Source organism: Pseudomonas tructae (assembly GCF_004214895.1).
Taxonomy (GTDB): Bacteria; Pseudomonadota; Gammaproteobacteria; order Pseudomonadales; family Pseudomonadaceae; genus Aquipseudomonas; species Aquipseudomonas tructae.
Window position 1 is genome coordinate 731,198 of sequence record NZ_CP035952.1, and the last position, 17,743, is coordinate 748,940.

Genomic DNA, 17,743 nt, shown 5'->3' on the forward strand with positions numbered 1-17,743 from the left:
GTGGGAGCGGGCTTGCCCCGCGATGCTTTCTAAAGCTGGAACTTGCCGACCAGCGTCTGCAAATGGGTGCCCAAGCGCGCCAGTTCAACGCTCGACGCCGCTGTCTCTTCACTGGCGGCCGAGGTCTGATCCGACACATCACGTACATTCATCACGCTGCGGTTGATCTCTTCGGCCACCGCGCTCTGCTGCTCGGCAGCTGCGGCGATCTGCTGGTTCATCGCCTGGATCGACGAGACGGTGCGGGTGATGGTTTCCAGCGAAGTACCGGCGCGGCGGGTCAGTTCGACGCTGCTGTCGGTCAGACCACGGCTGGCGTCCATGACCGAGGCCACCTGCTGGGTGCCGTTCTGCAGGCCGGCGATCAATTGTTCGATCTCTTCGGTGGACTGCTGGGTGCGTTGCGCCAGGCTGCGCACTTCGTCAGCCACCACGGCAAAGCCACGCCCGGCTTCGCCGGCACGGGCTGCTTCGATGGCGGCGTTGAGGGCCAGCAGGTTGGTCTGCTGGGCCACTGACTTGATCACATCGAGCACACTGCCGATCTTGTCGCTCTCGGCCTTGAGCTGGCCCATGGCTTCGCTGGAGTGGTTGACCTCGCTGGCCAGTCGCTCGATCTGGGCGATGGCTTCGCCGACCACCCGATCACCCTCACGGGCCTGCTGGTCGGCCATCACTGCGGCCTCCGAGGCTTCCTCGGCATTGCGCGCGACTTCCTGCACGGTCGCGGCCATTTCGTTCATGGCAGTGGCCACCTGGTCGGTTTCGACCTTTTGATTGTTGACCCCGGCGCTGGTCTGCTCGGTCACCGCCGACAGCTCTTCGGCGGCGCTGGCAATCTGGGTGACGCCGTCGCCGATGCCACCGATCAGTTCGCGCAGGCTGACGGTCATGCGCTGCATGCTGCGCTGCAACTGGCCCAGTTCGTCGCGGCGCTCGACCTTGAGGTCGTGGCGCAGGTCGCCACTGGCAACCCGGTCGGCGGCGTTGAGGGTCTGGCGCAGGGGGATGATGATCTGCCGGGTGATGGCCCAGGCGGCCAGCAGGCCGATCAGCAAGGCCAGCGCGGTGGCCAGGGCCAGCATCGACTTGGCGTGCTGCGCCTCTTCATCGCGCAGGCCGGTGAGGGTGGTGGACAGTTGCTGGCTGAGCTCGATCAGGTTCTGGCCCAGCACGACCATCTGTTGGGCGGCCTGCTCGGAAGCGTTTTGCGCGTTGCCGAATTCGATCACCGCGCCGCGATAGTTGTCCAGGGCGCGCGCCGCCTGGTTGAAGTTGCTGGAGTAGCTGGCGGGCAGCACTTCGGCCAGGGTCTTGAGTTGCGCGGTGGCCTGCTCGATGGCTTGTAGCGCGGTCTGCTGGAATTCGGCCTTGCCGCTGTAGGTGTAGCCGCGAACCTGGAAGCGCGCCTGTTGCAACAACTTGCTGGCGCCGACCACGCTGTTGAACAGGTTCAGGTCGCTGCCGCCAAGCAGTTGTTGCTCGACCTGGGCGATCAGCGCCGCGGCCTCGTCGGCGCTGTTGCCAAGCACGGCGCGGCTGGCTTCACGCTGCCGGGCGGCCTTGTCGGCACTGTCGAGGGCCTGGCGATACTGGCGCACGGCTTCGTGCTGCTGCTCGATCCGGCGGCGGTTCTCGGGCAGGACGATGCGTTGGTCGACTGTTTGCAGTTGGCGTTCCAGCGCCGCCAGGGCGTTGCTGAGGTTTTGCGCGGCCGCCTCGTCGCCCTTGAGTTGGTAGCCCTGACGGGCGATACGCAGTTCGAGGGTGGCCTGGTGCACCTGGGAGATTCCGCCCAGGGTGTCGCCGCGCTCGGTGATACCGTTCAGGCCCTGCCAGCCGGTCAGGGTAATGCTCAGGGTCAGCAGCAGGACCAGGCCGAAGCCAATGCCGAGTTTGAGGTTGACGCTCACATTACCCAGATGCTGGGCTAACCAACGGTACATGGTGGGACTCCATTGCGATCGGCAGAGGCGATTATTGTTCTGTTGCCAATGCATCGGCCGCGAGCGGCAAAACTGAAGTCAGAACAAGCGTGCCAATAGCGCGGTGACCGCTGTCTCCACGCGCAGGATGCGCTCGCCGAGCTGTACCGGGTTCAGTCCGGCCTTGCCCAGCAGGTCGATCTCGTAGGGAATCCAGCCACCTTCCGGGCCAATGGCCAGGGTGACCGGCTCATTCAGCCCGCGCGGGCAGGGTGGGTGCTGGCCGGGATGGCCGACCAGGCCGAGGGTGCCAGCGCTGATGGCTGGCAGGCGGTCTTCGACAAAGGGCTTGAAGCGCTTCTCGATGATCACCTCGGGCAGGACGGTATCGCGGGTCTGCTCAAGGCCCAGGATCAGTTGTTCGCGAATGGCCTCGGGTTCGAGGAACGGCGTTTGCCAGAAGCTTTTCTCGACCCGGTAGCTGTTGACCAGAATCACTTTCGGTACGCCCATGGTGGCGACGGTCTGGAACACCCGGCGAAGCATTTTCGGCCGTGGCAGGGCCAGCACCAGGGTCAGTGGCAACTTGGCCGGAGGTGGCTGGTCGAAGCTGACGCTGAGCTCGGCTTCATGGCCTTCCAGGCGCAGCACCACGGCCTGGCCCATCAGCCCGCCGATACGACCCACGCGCAGGGTATCGCCCACCGCGACGCGATGGATCTCCTGCATGTGGGTAAAACGCCGATCAGCCAGCACCACACGGTCGGCCGCGATGAAGTCGGCCTCTTCAAGTAACAGCAGGTTCACGGCTGGGTCGCTGGCGGTTGGTCGTTATGATCGTCGGCCGTATCTTGCGGATGATCGCCGCGCTTGCGGATCAGCCCGCCAAACAGCACGCCGATCTCGAACAGCAGCCACATCGGCACCGCCAGCAAGGTCTGCGAGAAGATGTCCGGCGGGGTCAGGATCATGCCGACCACGAAGCAGCCGATGATCACGTAGGGGCGGATCTTCTTCAGGTACTTCACGTCGACCACGCCGATCCACACCAGCAGCACCACGGCCACCGGGATCTCGAAGGCCACGCCGAAGGCGAAGAACAGGGTCATGACGAAGTCCAGGTAGCTGGAAATGTCCGTCATCATCGCCACCCCGTCCGGCGTGGCGCTGGCGAAGAAGCCGAAGATCAGCGGGAACACCAAGAAGTAGGCGAAGGCCATGCCGGCGTAGAACAGGATGATGCTCGACACCAGTAGCGGAATGGCGATGCGTTTTTCATGGCGGTACAGGCCCGGCGCAATGAAGCCCCAGATCTGCTGGAGGATCAGCGGGATCGCCAGGAACAGCGAGACGATCATGGTCAGCTTGAACGGCGTCAGGAACGGCGAGGCCACATCGGTGGCGATCATCGTCGCATTGGCCGGCAAGTGCTCGCGCAACGGTGCCGAGACCAGGGTGTAGATCTGCTGCGCGAAGGAAAACAGCCCGGCGAAGATCAGGAAGATGGCCGCGACGCAGCGCAGCAGGCGTGTGCGCAACTCGGTGAGGTGCGAAACCAGCGGCATGGGCTGGTCGTTTTCCGGAATTTCGCTCATGGGGCTCGCGGTGGCTGTGTCGGTTCGGTGGGCGCGCTGGTGACCGGCGGCGTGGCGTGGCTGCCGCTCGGGGCTGGCGCCGGGGCGCTTTCGCTGGTGGCCGCCGGGGTTGCAGGCGGCTCGGGCGTTACGCTGTTGGGGTTGAGGATCTTGCGCGCTTCCTGCTCCATGGAGAGGATGTGCTCGTTGTGCAACTGGCGACGGATGTCATCAGCGCCGATTTCGCGCTCGACCTCCTGCTTGATCGCATTGAAGCTGCGCTTGAGCCGGCCGATCCACAGCCCGGCGGTGCGCGCGGCGCCCGGCAGGCGCTCGGGGCCGAGCACCAGCAGGGCCACCAGGCCCACGAGCAACAGTTCGCTGAAGCTGATCCCGAACATGTGATTACTCTTTCTTGGCCGGTTCTTCGACCTTGTGGGCCTGGCCTTCGAAGGTCTGCGGCTGGTTCAGCGGCGAAGCGGCCTGCGGTTGGGCGGGTTGCACCGACGGTGGCGTCTGCTCGTCGGGCTTGGACTCTTCTTCGTTCATGGCTTTCTTGAAGCCCTTGATCGATTCACCCAGGTCGCTGCCGAAGTTCTTCAGCTTCTTGGTACCAAACACCAGTACCACCACGACCAGCAGGACGATCCAGTGTTTCCAGTCAAAAATACCCATGGTGCAATCCCTCGAAATAATTCAGTTAGGCCGACGGCTGACGCGCTGCTTTTTCGGCATGCCCGCAGAGGCCGAAACGGCGGTCCAGTTCGTCCAGCACCGCCTGCGGGTGCTGGCCCAGTTGGGCAAGCATGACCAGGCTATGGAACCACAGATCGGCGGTCTCGTAGATGACATCGCTGCAGTCGCCGCTGTGGGCGGCGTCCTTGGCGGCGATGATGGTCTCGACCGACTCTTCGCCGAGCTTTTCCAGAATTTTGTTCAGGCCCTTGTGATACAGGCTGGCCACGTACGAGCTGTCGGGTTCGGCGCCTTTGCGCGCTTCGAGTACTTCGGCCAGGCGGGTCAGGGTGTCGCTCATGTCAGTGTCCTGCGCTGTAGATGGCATGCGGGTCCTTGAGGACCGGGTCGACGGTCTTCCACTCACCGTGCTCGAAGACCCGGTAGAAGCAGCTTTCGCGGCCGGTGTGGCAGGCGATATGACCCAGTTGTTCAACCATCAGGATGATTACGTCGGCGTCGCAGTCCAGGCGCATTTCATGCAGCTTTTGCACGTGGCCGGATTCTTCGCCCTTGCGCCACAGTTTGCCACGCGAACGTGACCAGTAGATGGCTCGCTGCTCGGCGGCGGTCAGGGTCAGCGCTTCGCGGTTCATCCAGGCCATCATCAGCACGCGCCCGGTTTTGTGATCCTGGGCGATAGCCGGTACCAGGCCATCGCTGTTCCAGTTGATCTCGTCCAGCCAGTCTTTCATCTTCGACTCCAAAGCCGGGTTCGAGCCTGTGCCGAACCCTTGCGCTAGTGTGCCAGCCAGCGGCGCGGCTGGCTATCGACGCACGATCAGGTAGAGGCCGGCGGCGAGCATCAGCCAGGCCGGCCAGGCGGCGGGAGCGCTCAGGCTGACCGCGCCGGCGGCCAGGGTGGCGCCGCCGCCGAGCAACCCGGCACCGAGCAGGCGCAGGGCCCAGTGATCGCTCTTGTGCTGCCAGGGCGCCGGTGGGTCGGACAGGTGCGGCTGCGACATGCGTTCGAGCAGGTCGCGGGTCATGCCGGCCAGGTGCGGAATCTGCTCGACCTGGCCATGCAGGTTCTGCAGCAGGGTCTTGGGGCTGACCCGCTCGCGCATCCAGCGTTCCAGGAACGGCTGGGCGGTGCTCCACAGGTCGAGGTCCGGGTACAGCTGGCGGCCCAGGCCTTCGATGTTGAGCAGGGTTTTTTGCAACAGAACCAGCTGCGGCTGGACTTCCATGTTGAAGCGCCGCGCGGTCTGGAACAGGCGCATCAGCACCTGGCCGAAGGAAATATCCTTTAACGGTTTTTCGAAGATCGGCTCGCAGACGGTGCGGATCGCCGCTTCGAATTCATTCAGTTTGGTCTGCGCCGGTACCCACCCCGAATCGATGTGCAACTGCGCCACGCGGCGATAGTCGCGCTTGAAGAAGGCAAACAGGTTGCGCGCCAGGTAGTCCTGGTCCTCGGGCGTCAGGCTGCCGACGATGCCACAGTCGATGGCAATGTACTGCGGGCTCCACGGTTTTATCGTGCTGACGAAGATGTTGCCCGGGTGCATGTCGGCGTGGAAGAAACTGTCGCGAAACACTTGGGTGAAGAAAATCTCCACACCGCGTTCGGCAAGCATCTTCATGTCGGTGCGCTGATCGGCCAGGGTCGCCAGATCGGTCACCTGGATGCCGTAGATGCGCTCCATGACCAGCACCTTCGGCCGGCACCAGTCCCAGTAGACCTGGGGCACGTACATCATCTCCGAGCCTTCGAAGTTGCGCTTGAGCTGGCTGGCGTTGGCCGCTTCGCGCAACAGGTCGAGTTCGTCGTAGATGGTTTTCTCGTAGTCGTTGACCACTTCCACCGGGTGCAGCAGGCGCGCATCGGCCGAGACCCGCTCGGCGCCACGGGCAATCAGGAACAGCCAGGCCAGGTCCTGGGCAATGATTGGCTTGAGGCCCGGGCGCACCACCTTGACCACCACCTCTTCGCCGCTCTTGAGCTTGGCCGCGTGGACCTGGGCCACCGATGCCGAGGCCAGTGGCTCGACGTCGAAGCGGCTGAACACCTCGCTGATGGTCGCCCCGAGCTGTTCTTCGATCAGGGCGATGGCGTGTTGCGAGTCGAACGGTGGCACCCGGTCCTGCAGCAGCATCAGCTCGTCGGCGATGTCTTCGGGCAACAGGTCACGGCGGGTCGAGAGCAACTGGCCGAACTTGATGAAGATTGGCCCCAGATCCTGCAGTGCCAGGCGCAGGCGCGCGCCGCGGCTCAGTTCAAGCTGCTTGCGCGGCAGCCAGCGCCAGGGCATGGCATAACGCAGGCCCATGAGCCACCAGGGCAGGGGCAGGGCGAACAGCAGGTCATCGAGACGGTAACGGATCACGACGCGCTGGATGCGCAACAGACGGCGGACGGCAAGCAGCTTCATGCGTTATCGCTGGTATCAAGGGATCGGGCAAGGCGCTCGAGGCGCGCCTCAAGGCGTTCAATATCGACTTTGAGCGTGTCGAGTTCGCTGAAGCGGGCTTCGGCTTCGCGCTGGCCGACCAGGGTCCGGGCCTCTTCGGCGAGGTACTCGGAGAGGTTCTGGTTTAGCGCGGCCAAGCCCTGGCGGGTCCAGTTGGCGCGGCTGCGCAAGTGGCCGCTGAGCAGCTGCGTGGCGACCGGGCCGAGCCAGCGGGAGACTTCGTACTCCCAGTCCAGTTCCAGGTCCTGCAGCACTGCGACCAGGTCGAGCAGCACCGCGCTGTCGCCTTCAAGCTCGACCTGCGGGCTGTGCAGCACGGCGCTCTTGTCCTGGCTCAGGGCCAGGCGCAGCAGGCTGCTGGCCGGTGCACGCAAGGTGCAGTCCGCCTCGTTGGCCCAGTGTGCGGCCAGCATCAGGCCTTCGTCGCCGGGCAGGATGAACAGCTGCAGGGCCGGTTGGCGGCAGTCGATGGCAATCACCTTGCCGTCGAGCGGGCGCAGGCGCGGCAGCGCTGTGCTGTCCAGGCGCAGGACACGGTTGAGGCCGTGTTCGACGCTGGCGAGCAGGCCGGCCAGGAGCATCAGGGCTTGATTCCCCGGTGCAGGGCAACGATGCCGCTGGTCATGTTGTGGTAGGTGACGCGGTCGAAACCGGCTTCGACCATCATCGCCTTGAGGGTTTCCTGGTCGGGGTGCATGCGGATCGATTCGGCCAGGTAGCGATAGCTTTCCGAGTCGTTGGTGATCAGCTTGCCGGCCAGTGGCATGAAGGCGAACGAGTAAGCGTCGTAGACCTTGGACATCAGTTTGCTGGTCGGCTTGGAGAATTCCAGTACCAGCAACCGGCCACCGGGCTTGAGCACCCGCAGCATGGAGCGGATGGCCTCGTCCTTGTGGGTGACGTTGCGCAGGCCGAAGGCAATGGTCACGCAGTCGAAGTGGTTGTCCGGGAACGGCAGCTTTTCGGCATCGGCCTGGACGAACTCGATGTTGCCGGCCACGCCGCGGTCGAGCAGGCGGTCACGGCCGACCTTGAGCATCGACTCGTTGATGTCGGCCAGCACCACCTGGCCGCTTGGGCCGACCAGTTGCGAGAACTTGGCGGCCAGATCGCCGGTACCGCCGGCGATGTCCAGCACACGGTTACCTGGGCGCACACCCGACAGCTCGATGGTGAAGCGCTTCCACAGGCGGTGCATGCCGCCGGAGAGCACGTCGTTCATCAGGTCATACTTGGCCGCCACCGAGTGGAAGACCTCGGCGACTTTCTCGGCCTTCTGGCTTTCCGGCACGTTCTTGTAGCCGAAGTGGGTGGTGGGTTCGGCGTGGTCGCCTTTGCGCTGATCGTTCATATCGCTTCACCGGAAAAAATTACTGGCCATTCTAGGGCGTACGGTCGGTTTTGTCTTGGCGGGGTGTGTCGCAGGTGGGGCGCGGGCATAATATAAGTATGCCTTCGAACCCAGGATTGAATGAATGACCCAGATCAGCGTTGAACGCAAACACAACCTGGGCCGCGACGCGGCTCGGCAAAAGGCCCAAGCCCTGGTCGACAAGCTGGCCCGCGAATACGACCTCAAGGCCAGCTGGAACGGCGACCGGGTCGAGGTCAAGCGCAGCGGTGCCAATGGCAGCGTGCAGATCGGCGAGGACAGCATCAAGGTCGAGCTGAAGCTGGGCATGATGCTGTCGATGATGAGCGCGACCATCAAGAGCGAGATCGAGCGGGCGCTGGACAAGGCGTTGGCTTGATTGCGCGTTGACCTCATCGCCGGCAAGGCCGGCTCCCACAGGATTTGTGTGAGCCGGTCTGATTTGGATCAGCTGATCTTGCCCTTAGGGTGAGAATTCTAATTTTTCCCCCTACCTTGTGCTCAAGCCCAACTTTCCTGGGCAGTTCCTCCATTTCCGTTCAGCGCGTGAGGTGTAGAGCATGGCCAACATTATCCTGAAGAAAAAAGACGACGCCCAACGCAGGTTGGGTGAGGTGCGCGGCTACGCGCGCAAGATCTGGCTGGCGGGCCTTGGGGCTTACACCCGGGCCGGCCAGGAAGGTGCCGACTACCTCAAAGAGCTGGTCAAGGCCGGTGAGTCGGTAGAAAAACGCGGCAAGAAGCGCCTGGATGCCGAGCTCGATGCCGCCAACTCCGAGATCGATTCGGTGAAGAGCGAGCTGACCAGTGTCAGGGGCAAGGTCGAGGTTCAACTCGACAAAATCGAAAAGGCTTTCGACACGCGGGTCGCAAGTGCCTTGAATCGCATCGGCATTCCGTCTAAACATGACGTGGAGGCACTCTCTGCCAAGCTCGATGAGCTCACGGCATTGCTTGAACGTGTCGCACGTAAACAATAAGGAGAGCGGGATGGCTGGCAAGAAGACTACTGAGAAAGAAGGCAGCTCCTGGGTCGGGGGGATCGAGAAGTATTCCCGCAAGATCTGGCTGGCTGGTTTGGGTATCTACTCCAAGATCGATCAGGATGGCAGCAAGCTGTTCGACACCCTGGTCAAGGACGGTGAGAAGGCTGAGAAGCAAGCCAAGGGTTCGGTCAAGTCGGCTGCGGCAACCGCCAAGTCGGCGACCTCTCGGGTCAGTGATGTCAAAGACCGCGCACTGGGTAAATGGGGCGAACTCGAAGAGGCTTTCGACAAGCGCCTGAACAGTGCCATCTCGCGCCTGGGTGTTCCGAGCCGCAATGAAGTCGCCGCCCTGCACAAGCAGGTCGACACGCTGACCAAGCAGATCGAGAAGCTGACCGGTGCATCGGTCACGCCTATCTCGAAAAAGCCGGCGGCGAGCAAGACCGCGGCCAAGCCACTGGCCAAGGCTGCACCAAAAGCTGCGGCCAAACCTGCAGCTAAAACTGCGGCGGCCAAGCCTGTAGCGGCTAAGCCGGCAGCAAAAACTGCTGCGGCAAAACCCGCTGCCAAACCTGCGGCCAAACCGGCTGCGGCGAAGAAACCGGCAGCGAAAAAGCCAGCAGCCGCCAAGCCTGCTGCAGCGAAACCGGCAGCACCTGCGGCCAGCGCTGCACCGGCAGCAAGCGCAGCGCCGGTAGTAACGGCAGCATCGACCACGCCGGCACCCTCGGCACCGGTCAGCTCGATCAGCCAGGCCTGATACTGGCTCTATCGCGGGGCAAGCCCGCTCCCACAGAAGTTTTGTGGGAGCGGGCTTGCCCCGCGATGCTTTCAGCCGTCCAGATACCTCAAGGCCAACTGCTCGGCCGCATGCCGTGATTCGGCCTCCAGATGCGGCGCCACCAGCATCATCACCTGATACACCACCACCCCTACCTCACCTTCACGGGCCAGCACGCGCTGGTAATCGAGGGAGAACAGCAAGGTCAGGGTGATCTGTTCCACCAGTTGCCCCAGTGCCCGGGTATCGCTGAGCACCTGGCCCTGGGTCTTGAGGCTGGCCAGCAAGGCTGCCAGGGTGCGCTTGAGGGCATTGAGCAGGTTGCGCATGCCACGGGCCAGCTTGGGCAGGCGTCCGGTCAGGTTCGACAGGTCCTGGAACAGGAAGCGGTACTGGGCCATGCGTTCGACGATCAGGTGCAGGAACAGCCAGTAGTCCTCAGCGTCCAGGCGCACTTCCAGCGGTGGGTCGAGCAGTGGCGTGAGCTCGTCCTCGAAACGTTCGAACAACCCCTGCACCAACGGCTCCTTGCCGTGGAAGTGGTAGTAGAGGTTGCCCGGGCTGATGCCCATTTCGTTGGCAATCTCCAGGGTCGAGACATTCGGCTCGCCCTGGCGGTTGAACAGCTGCAGGGCACACTCAAGGATACGGTCGCGGGTTTTCATCCGTTCTTCTTGTTCAGCGCGCCTGCACGTAGCTGCCGGGCGCGGGGTCCATGGGAGGGTAGTGCTGGTTGCCGAGGGCCATCAGGGTTTCGCGCTGGGCGCCGGAGCGTGCCTGAATCCACTCCAGCCACTGCGGCCACCAACTGCCGTCAACCTGCTTGCCATCATAGAGCCAGGCCCGTGGGTCGCTGCTCAGGCGCGGGTTGTCGACATAGTGCGCCTTGGGGTTGCCCGGTGGGTTGATGATGCTCTGCACATGGCCGCTGTTGGCGAGGATGAAGCGCTTTTCGCCACCCAGCAGCGCCGCCGAGCGGTACACCGCATCCCAGGGCGTGATGTGGTCGTTGCTCCCGGCGACGCTGAAACTGTCGACGTTGACCTTCTGCAGGTCGATCGGCGTGCCGCACACCTCAAGCCCCGCAGCACGGGCCAGCGGGTTGTGCTTGAAGAAGTCCAGCAGGTCGCCATGCAGGGCGGCCGGCAAGCGGGTGTTGTCGTTGTTCCAGTAAAGGATGTCGAACGCTGGCGGCGCCTTGCCCAACAGGTAGTTGTTGACCCAGTAGTTCCAGATCAGGTCGTTGGGGCGCATCCAGGCAAACACCCGGGCTATCTCGCCGCCATCGAGCACCCCTTGCTGATAAGAGCGGCGCTTGGCCGCTTCCAGGGTCTGCTCGTCGGCGAACAGGCTGGCCGGGCTGTCGATCTGGCTGTCGAGCAGGCTGACCAGGTAGGTGGCGCTGCTGACCCGGCGCAACTGGCGCTTGGCCTGCAAGTGACCTTGCAGCGCCGCCATGGTCAGGCCGCCAGCGCAGGCGCCCATGAGGTTGACCTCGCGGCTGCCGGTGATCGCCCGGCACACGTTCAGGGCCTCTTCCAGTGCCTCGACATAGCTCGACAGGCCCCATTCACGATGCCGTGGATCGGGGTTGCGCCAGCTGACCATAAAGGTCTGCAGGCCGTTCTTGAGCATGTACTGGACGAAGCTGTTGGCCGGGCTCAAGTCGAAGATGTAGTACTTGTTGATCTGTGGCGGCACCACCAGCAGGGGCCTGGCATACTGTTTTTCGCTCATGGGCTTGTACTGGATCAGCTCCAGCAGCTCGTTGCGAAACACCACCGAGCCTGGGGTGGTGGCCAGGTTGCGGCCGACCTCGAAGGCTTGCAGGCTGACCTGGCGTGGCAGGCCGTTATTGTGGCGCAGGTCATCGAGCAGGTGATTGATACCGCGCAGCAGGCTCAGGCCACCGGAGTTGAACAGTTCCTTGACCGCCAGGGGGTTGAGTGGCGAGTTGCTCGGCGACACGGCGTCGTTGATCAGGGTGAACAAGAAGTGCGCCCGGGCGCGGTCGTCCGGCTCAAGCTGGCTCTCTTCGATCCACAGGCGGGTCTGTTTCTGCCAGGCCAGGTAGGCTTGCAGGCCACGGCTGTAGAGCGGGTTCTGGCTCCAGGCCGGGTCCTTGAAACGGTTGTCGCGGGGGCTGGGTTGGTAGGGCGTTTCGCCAAGCAGCACCTTGCCCAACTGTTCGCCCAGGGCAAGCATGTGCTTGGCGGTATGCAGTGGGTGGCGCAAGCCGTGGCGGCTGACGCTGCGCAAGGTCGAGAGCAGGTCGCGGCCACGCAGGCCACTGATTGCACTCTGCACGTTCATATAGGTGGCGGGGGCCGGTAGCGTCCCCTTCGCGGGTTTGTCTTTCATCAGGCAACACTCCGTCGTCAGGCCATCAACAAACACATCAATGCAAAAGCGACACCAACCTCACACCGCGCACCCGGGTTGCCTGGCGTCCCGCCATGGGCTCGGGTGTGGCAGGCGTCTCAGCTGCTGGGAGCGGGCCGAGGGTGCATGACGGCGCGTTGGCGCTCTTGCTGGAGGAACTTCATGATGATCGGGGCGACGGCCTCGGCCCGGGTGATCAGGAACAAGTGACCGTCGTCGATTATGTGTAGCTGGGCATTGGGAATTCGCCAGGCCAGCAAGCGCATGTTGATCAGTGGAATCAGCGGGTCGTCGTCACCGGCCAGCACCAGGGTGGGCTGCTGGATCTTGTGCAGCCAGTGGATGCTGGTCCAGCCAAGCCCGGCGAACAGCTGCCAGTAGTAACCCAGCTTGCCCCCGGAACGTACCTTGGCCGCGTGCGACAGGGCCAGGTCCGGGTCACGGCGAAAGCCGCCGCCGTAGATCTGCGGCGCAATGCGAATCACATGGGACGGCTGCACGTAGCGCCTGGGGCTGGCCATCATCCAGAGGACCTTGGGCTTGCCAGGGACCATCACCGCGCCTGCGGCCGTGGCAGCCAGCACCAGTTTCTTGCAGCGCTCGGGGTAGTCGTGGGCGAACTGCTGGGCCAGGGCGCCGCCCCAGGACACACCGATGGCATTGACCTGGCCATAGTCGAGGTAATCGAGCATGCGCGCGGTGAGCTTGGCCAGGCCCGGGAAGCGATAGGGGTGGCGTGGGGTGGAGGAGCCGCCGACCCCGGGCACATCGAAGGCAATGACCTCGAGGTCCGGGTCCAGAGCCTGAATAAAGGGGAACACCAGCTCCAGGTTGGCGCCGATGCCATTGAAAATCAGCAACGGCGTCAAGTGCGACTTGCCGGGTCGGACGGCGGTGCGGATGGTCTGGCCATCCAGGTCGACGGTCCTGAAGATATACGGTTGCGGCATGCGCGAAGCCCTGTGGTTGGTAAACGCCGCCGCCCTTGCGAGCTGCGGCGGTGTTCGCTATCAACGCTCGTGAACGTAGGTCCCTGGCGCTGCGGCACCGGCCGCATGGGCCTTGTTGCCGAGATTGACCGGGGCTTTCTTGAGCTTGCCCGAACGCTCGGCCAGCCAGGTTTGCCAGTACAGCCACCAGGAATCGGTGTGCTTGGTCGAGTTCTCTTGCCAGTCGAGAGCGCTGGCGGGCATTTCGCTGCTGGTCATGTAGCGCGCCTTGGGGTTGCCCGGCGGGTTGAGAATGCTCTGGATGTGGCCGCTGTTGGAGAGCAGGAACTCGACCTTGCCGCCAAACAGTTGCGCCGACTTGTAGCACGACTGCCACGGGGTGATGTGATCGGCGGTGCCGGCGACGCTGAAGATGTCAGTGGTCACCTGCTTGAGGTCGATCGGCGTGCCGCACACTTCCAGTGCATCGGGGCGCAGCAGTGGATTGTTTTTGAACATCTCGATCAGGTCGCCGTGGAAGGCGGCCGGCAGGCGCGTTGTGTCGTTGTTCCAGAACAGGATGTCGAACACCGGTGGTTCGTTGCCCAGCAGGTAATTGTTGACCCAGTAGTTCCAGATCAGGTCGTTGGGGCGCATCCAGGCGAACACCTTGGCCATGTCGCGGCCTTCGAGCACCCCGGCCTGGTAGGAATGGCGCTTGGCTGCTTCCAGGGTCTGCTCGTCGACGAACAGCGCCACCTGAGTGTCGAGAGTGGTGTCGAGCACGCTGACCAGCAAGGTCAGGGCGTTGACCTTCTTCTCGCCGAGGGCCGCGTAATGGCCCACCAGTGCGGTGCAGGTGATACCGCCGGAACAGGCGCCGAGCATGTTCAGGTCTTTGCTGCCGGTGATTGCCAGAACCACCTCGACCGCTTCCTTGAGTGCATCGATATAGGTCGACAGGCCCCATTCGCGCTGGGACTTGGTCGGGTTGCGCCAACTGACGATGAAGGTCTGCACGTTGGAGCGCAGGCAGAAGCGCGCCAGGCTCTTGTCCGGGCTGAGGTCGAAGACGTAGAACTTGTTGATCTGCGGTGGCACTACCAGCAGCGGCTTTTCCAGCACCTGCTCGGTGATTGGCCGGTACTGGATCAGCTCCAGCACATCGTTGCGAAACACCACCGCGCCTTCGCTGGTCCCCAGGTTCTTGCCGACCTCGAAGGCATCCATGTTCACCTGGCTGGGCATGCCGCCATTGTTGACCATGTCCTTGGCCAGGTTCGACAGGCCATCGAGCAGGCTCTTGCCGCCGGTTTCGAAGAAGCGTTTGACCGCCGCAGGGTTGGCCGCGGTGTTGGTCGGCGCCATGGCCTCGGTCATCAGGTTGATGACAAAGTGGCCGCGGCTGATGTCCTGGTCACTCAGGTTGCTGGTATCGATCCAGTCGTGCAGTTCCTTGCGCCAGGCCAGGTAAGTCTGCAGGTAGCGGCGATACAGCGGGTTCTGGCTCCAGGCCGGATCATTGAAGCGACGGTCGTCGTTCTCCGGGTGCAAGCTCGACTTGCCGAAGATCACATCCTTGAGTTCCATGCCGAAATGGGCGACATGCTTGGCACTGTGCAGCGGTTGACGAATGGCCTGGCGCAGCACCATTCGAGCAGAAGTCAGCAAATCCTTGCGGCGCAAGCCGATCACCGGGTTCAGACCCAGAGTGTTTTCCGAGGCTTGGCGCTGCAGGTCATCGTTATTCTTGTTACTCATCTACGACGCTCCGTTGTCCTGAGACGAGTACCGGTTTGACTGTGCGCGTTACACAGACGAACGCCCGGTACTGCTGCTCGGGTGACCAGTGATAACGAACTGCGGTCCTGCGGCCGGATGCAAACGACGATGAGCCCTGCGGGTTTGTTCTGCGTGAGAAGACTGCCTGCTTTCGCTCGCGACCTCTACATACCGGCCCGACCCTGCATTAAATCCGATGCAGGGACCTTGCCAGATCCATTGGTTACCCGACTTTTTGGTAATGCGCAAGACGGCCACTCATTGGCCGTGGTGCAGGCATTCAAGCAAATAGAATTAGAAAATGCGCTCTAAACCCTGAAGGGCCCGGGCTAGAGCATCAGCTTGACGATCGACTCGTCGGGGTCGCGGGATTTTCCGGCCTTGGCCAGTTCGTCGAGATAGTCTGCCCAGAGCGCCTCTTGGCGCAGGCACAACTGCTCAAGGTATTCCCAGGTGAACAGGCCGCTGTCGTGGCCGTCATCGAAGGTCAGTTTCAGTGCGTACTGGCCGGCAGGCTCCAGCCCGCTCAGGCCAACGCCAAGCTTGCCGTGCTGCAGGATCGGATTGCCGTGGCCCTGGACCTCGGCGGAGGGGGAGTGCACGCGCAGGAATTCGGCGGGCAGGTGATACACCTCGTCTGGCCCGTAGGTCAGGGTGAGGGTCTTGGAGGCTTTGTGCAGGTTGATGCCGGTAGGGAGTCTGGCCATGTGGTTCAGGGCCGCTAGGCGGCCCTGCCTGTAAGAGAGAAAGGCTTACAGAATATAACGAGAAAGGTCTTCGTTCTGCGCCAATTCGCCCAGGTGGCCATTAACGTAGTCGGCGTCGATGCGGATCGGCGCTTCGCTGTGGGCGCTGGCCAGGTCACCGGCGCTGAACGACACCTCTTCGAGCAAGCGCTCAAGCAGGGTGTGCAGGCGACGGGCACCGATGTTCTCGGTCTTTTCGTTGACCTGCCAGGCAATCTCGGCCAGGCGCTTGATACCGTCGGCGGCGAACTCGATGTTCAGGCCTTCGGTCTTGAGCAGCTCGCGGTATTGCTCGGTGAGCGAGGCGTGGGGTTCGCTGAGGATGCGCTCGAAGTCTTCCGGGCTCAGGGCCTTGAGTTCGACACGGATCGGCAGACGGCCTTGCAGCTCGGGCACCAGGTCGCTCGGCTTGCTCAGGTGGAAGGCGCCGGAGGCGATGAACAGGATGTGGTCGGTCTTGACCATGCCCAGCTTGGTGTTCACCGTGCAGCCTTCGATCAGCGGCAGCAGGTCGCGCTGCACGCCTTCACGCGAGACATCGGCGCCGCCGACGTTACCACGCTTGGCCACCTTGTCGATTTCGTCGATGAACACGATGCCGTGCTGCTCGACTGCTTCCAGGGCCTTGGCCTTGAGTTCATCCTCATTGACCAGGCGCCCGGCTTCTTCGTCGCGCACCAGCTTGAGCGCTTCCTTGACCTTGAGCTTGCGGCTCTTGCGTTTGCCCTTGCCCATGTTGGCGAACAGGTTCTGCAATTGGTTGGTCATCTCTTCCATGCCCGGTGGCGCGGAAATGTCGACACCCACGGCCTCGGCCACTTCGATCTCGATTTCCTTGTCATCGAGCTGGCCTTCGCGCAGGCGCTTGCGGAACAGCTGACGGGTGTTGGAGTCCTGGCTGGTGACCTGGTCTTCATTGAAACCGGTGCGCGCCGGCGGCAGCAGGGCATCGAGGATGCGCTCTTCGGCGGCGTCTTCGGCGCGGTGGCCGACGCGGATGATTTCCTGCTCGCGGAGCATCTTGATCGCGGCATCGGCCAGGTCACGGATGATCGACTCGACGTCACGGCCGACATAGCCGACTTCGGTGAACTTGGTCGCTTCGACCTTGATGAACGGTGCGTTGGCCAGTTTGGCCAGGCGTCGGGCGATCTCGGTCTTGCCGACGCCGGTCGGGCCGATCATCAGGATGTTCTTTGGCGTCACTTCAACGCGCAGCTCGGCCGGCAGTTGCATGCGCCGCCAGCGGTTGCGCAGGGCGATGGCGACGGCGCGCTTGGCGTCGTCCTGGCCGATGATGTGGCGGTTGAGTTCGTGGACGATCTCGCGGGGGGTCATGGACATGATAGTGATGGTCCTTGGGCTCGATGAATCAGCGTGGAAAAGCCCGGCCACCGGGGCCGGGCGCCAGAACAGCTGAGTTACTCGGCCAGGTCCTGCTCCTCGATGGTCAGGTGATGGTTGGTGAACACACAGATGTCACCGGCAATGTTCAGCGCGGTCTCGGCGATTTCGCGGGCCGACAGGTCGGTCTTTTGCAGCAGGGCGCGAGCGGCGGCCTGGGCGTAGGCGCCACCGGAACCCATGGCGATCAGGCCGTCTTCGGGCTCGACCACGTCACCGTTGCCGGTGATGATCAAGGAGGCGTCCTTGTTGGCGACGGCCAGCATGGCCTCCAGGCGGCTCAGGGAGCGGTCGGTACGCCATTCCTTGGCCAGCTCGACGGCGGCGCGGATCAAATGGCCCTGATGTTTCTCAAGCTGTCCTTCAAAGCGCTCGAACAGGGTGAAGGCATCGGCGGTGGCCCCGGCAAAACCGGCGATGACCTGGCCGTGGTACAGGCGGCGGACTTTCTTGGCGTTGCCTTTCATCACGGTGTTGCCGAGGGAAACCTGGCCGTCGCCGCCCATGACGACTTTGCCGTGGCGGCGAACTGAAACGATGGTGGTCAAGGGAGAGTCTCCACGCAGCGGGGCGAAAATGCCTGATGCAGACTCATATGGGGGTGCAGGGAAGGATTTCAACCTTACAGGATGAGCGGTATTGGCTATCGCGGGGCAAGCCCGCTCCTACACAGATGGGTGAAATCCTGTGGGAGCGGGCTTGACCCGCGATGT

20 protein-coding genes and 1 pseudogene are annotated in these 17,743 nt (G+C 63.1%); 3 read left to right on the forward strand and 18 right to left on the reverse strand.

The window, feature by feature from the left end:
• Positions 1-29: 29 nt before the first annotated feature.
• From EXN22_RS26580 to ubiE, 11 genes and pseudogenes are all read right to left on the reverse strand, one after another.
• A complete protein-coding gene (locus tag EXN22_RS26580; protein ID WP_407691958.1) occupies positions 30-902 on the reverse strand; it encodes a methyl-accepting chemotaxis protein in 873 nt (290 codons plus the stop codon).
• Positions 903-932: 30 nt separating this feature from the next.
• Positions 933-2,000: pseudogene (locus EXN22_RS26585) on the reverse strand (methyl-accepting chemotaxis protein); the annotation flags it as partial.
• A 24-nt stretch (positions 2,001-2,024) separates the two neighbouring features.
• The gene (locus tag EXN22_RS03385) at positions 2,025-2,732 is read right to left on the reverse strand and encodes a 16S rRNA (uracil(1498)-N(3))-methyltransferase (RefSeq protein WP_130262644.1); all 708 of its coding nucleotides are present in this window, start codon (positions 2,730-2,732) and stop codon (positions 2,025-2,027) included.
• Complete coding sequence (gene tatC / locus EXN22_RS03390; RefSeq protein ID WP_130262646.1) at positions 2,729-3,520, reverse strand: twin-arginine translocase subunit TatC; 792 nt, start codon at positions 3,518-3,520, stop codon at positions 2,729-2,731. Before tatC ends, EXN22_RS03385 begins: the two co-directional genes overlap by 4 nt.
• Positions 3,517-3,900, reverse strand: coding sequence for a Sec-independent protein translocase protein TatB (gene tatB / locus EXN22_RS03395; protein WP_130262648.1), 384 nt, complete (start codon positions 3,898-3,900; stop codon positions 3,517-3,519). Before tatB ends, tatC begins: the two co-directional genes overlap by 4 nt.
• 4 nt (positions 3,901-3,904) lie before the next feature.
• Complete coding sequence (locus EXN22_RS03400) at positions 3,905-4,174, reverse strand: twin-arginine translocase TatA/TatE family subunit (protein ID WP_130262650.1); 270 nt, start codon at positions 4,172-4,174, stop codon at positions 3,905-3,907.
• A 25-nt stretch (positions 4,175-4,199) separates the two neighbouring features.
• Complete coding sequence (locus EXN22_RS03405) at positions 4,200-4,535, reverse strand: phosphoribosyl-ATP diphosphatase (protein ID WP_130262652.1); 336 nt, start codon at positions 4,533-4,535, stop codon at positions 4,200-4,202.
• A 1-nt stretch (position 4,536) separates the two neighbouring features.
• On the reverse strand, positions 4,537-4,929 hold the full coding sequence (gene hisI, locus EXN22_RS03410; RefSeq protein WP_130262654.1) for a phosphoribosyl-AMP cyclohydrolase: 393 nt from the start codon (positions 4,927-4,929) through the stop codon (positions 4,537-4,539).
• A 72-nt stretch (positions 4,930-5,001) separates the two neighbouring features.
• Positions 5,002-6,609: a ubiquinone biosynthesis regulatory protein kinase UbiB gene (gene ubiB / locus EXN22_RS03415; protein WP_130262656.1), complete on the reverse strand. Its 1,608-nt coding sequence runs from the start codon at positions 6,607-6,609 to the stop codon at positions 5,002-5,004.
• Positions 6,606-7,229, reverse strand: a complete 624-nt coding sequence (locus EXN22_RS03420) for a ubiquinone biosynthesis accessory factor UbiJ (RefSeq protein WP_130262658.1) — start codon at positions 7,227-7,229, stop codon at positions 6,606-6,608. The genes ubiB and EXN22_RS03420 overlap by 4 nt, the downstream gene beginning before the upstream one ends.
• Positions 7,229-7,999, reverse strand: coding sequence for a bifunctional demethylmenaquinone methyltransferase/2-methoxy-6-polyprenyl-1,4-benzoquinol methylase UbiE (gene ubiE / locus EXN22_RS03425; RefSeq protein WP_130262660.1), 771 nt, complete (start codon positions 7,997-7,999; stop codon positions 7,229-7,231). Before ubiE ends, EXN22_RS03420 begins: the two co-directional genes overlap by 1 nt.
• 124 nt (positions 8,000-8,123) lie before the next feature.
• Between ubiE and EXN22_RS03430 the strand changes: the two genes are divergently transcribed.
• From EXN22_RS03430 to EXN22_RS03440, 3 genes are all read left to right on the forward strand, one after another.
• On the forward strand, positions 8,124-8,399 hold the full coding sequence (locus tag EXN22_RS03430; protein ID WP_130262662.1) for a polyhydroxyalkanoic acid system family protein: 276 nt from the start codon (positions 8,124-8,126) through the stop codon (positions 8,397-8,399).
• A gap of 181 nt (positions 8,400-8,580) precedes the next feature.
• A complete protein-coding gene (locus EXN22_RS03435) occupies positions 8,581-9,000 on the forward strand; it encodes a phasin family protein (RefSeq protein WP_130262664.1) in 420 nt (139 codons plus the stop codon).
• A gap of 10 nt (positions 9,001-9,010) precedes the next feature.
• The gene (locus EXN22_RS03440) at positions 9,011-9,766 is read left to right on the forward strand and encodes a phasin family protein (RefSeq protein ID WP_130262666.1); all 756 of its coding nucleotides are present in this window, start codon (positions 9,011-9,013) and stop codon (positions 9,764-9,766) included.
• 71 nt (positions 9,767-9,837) lie between these two features.
• Here EXN22_RS03440 and EXN22_RS03445 read toward each other — a convergent pair whose 3' ends face one another.
• From EXN22_RS03445 to hslV, 7 genes are all read right to left on the reverse strand, one after another.
• The gene (locus EXN22_RS03445) at positions 9,838-10,452 is read right to left on the reverse strand and encodes a TetR/AcrR family transcriptional regulator (protein WP_130262668.1); all 615 of its coding nucleotides are present in this window, start codon (positions 10,450-10,452) and stop codon (positions 9,838-9,840) included.
• A gap of 13 nt (positions 10,453-10,465) precedes the next feature.
• The gene (phaC, locus tag EXN22_RS03450) at positions 10,466-12,148 is read right to left on the reverse strand and encodes a class II poly(R)-hydroxyalkanoic acid synthase (RefSeq protein WP_130262670.1); all 1,683 of its coding nucleotides are present in this window, start codon (positions 12,146-12,148) and stop codon (positions 10,466-10,468) included.
• 119 nt (positions 12,149-12,267) lie between these two features.
• Entirely contained in the window at positions 12,268-13,119 is an 852-nt protein-coding gene (gene phaZ, locus EXN22_RS03455; RefSeq protein WP_130262672.1) for a poly(3-hydroxyalkanoate) depolymerase, read from the reverse strand.
• A gap of 60 nt (positions 13,120-13,179) precedes the next feature.
• Positions 13,180-14,859 (reverse strand): class II poly(R)-hydroxyalkanoic acid synthase, encoded by a 1,680-nt coding sequence (gene phaC, locus EXN22_RS03460; protein ID WP_130262674.1) that lies wholly within the window; start codon positions 14,857-14,859, stop codon positions 13,180-13,182.
• Positions 14,860-15,209: 350 nt separating this feature from the next.
• Positions 15,210-15,587 (reverse strand): gamma-butyrobetaine hydroxylase-like domain-containing protein, encoded by a 378-nt coding sequence (locus EXN22_RS03465; RefSeq protein ID WP_130262676.1) that lies wholly within the window; start codon positions 15,585-15,587, stop codon positions 15,210-15,212.
• Positions 15,588-15,632: 45 nt separating this feature from the next.
• Complete coding sequence (gene hslU, locus EXN22_RS03470; RefSeq protein WP_130262678.1) at positions 15,633-16,970, reverse strand: ATP-dependent protease ATPase subunit HslU; 1,338 nt, start codon at positions 16,968-16,970, stop codon at positions 15,633-15,635.
• A 77-nt stretch (positions 16,971-17,047) separates the two neighbouring features.
• Entirely contained in the window at positions 17,048-17,578 is a 531-nt protein-coding gene (gene hslV / locus EXN22_RS03475; protein WP_038615396.1) for an ATP-dependent protease subunit HslV, read from the reverse strand.
• Between the last annotated feature and the right edge of the window lie 165 nt (positions 17,579-17,743).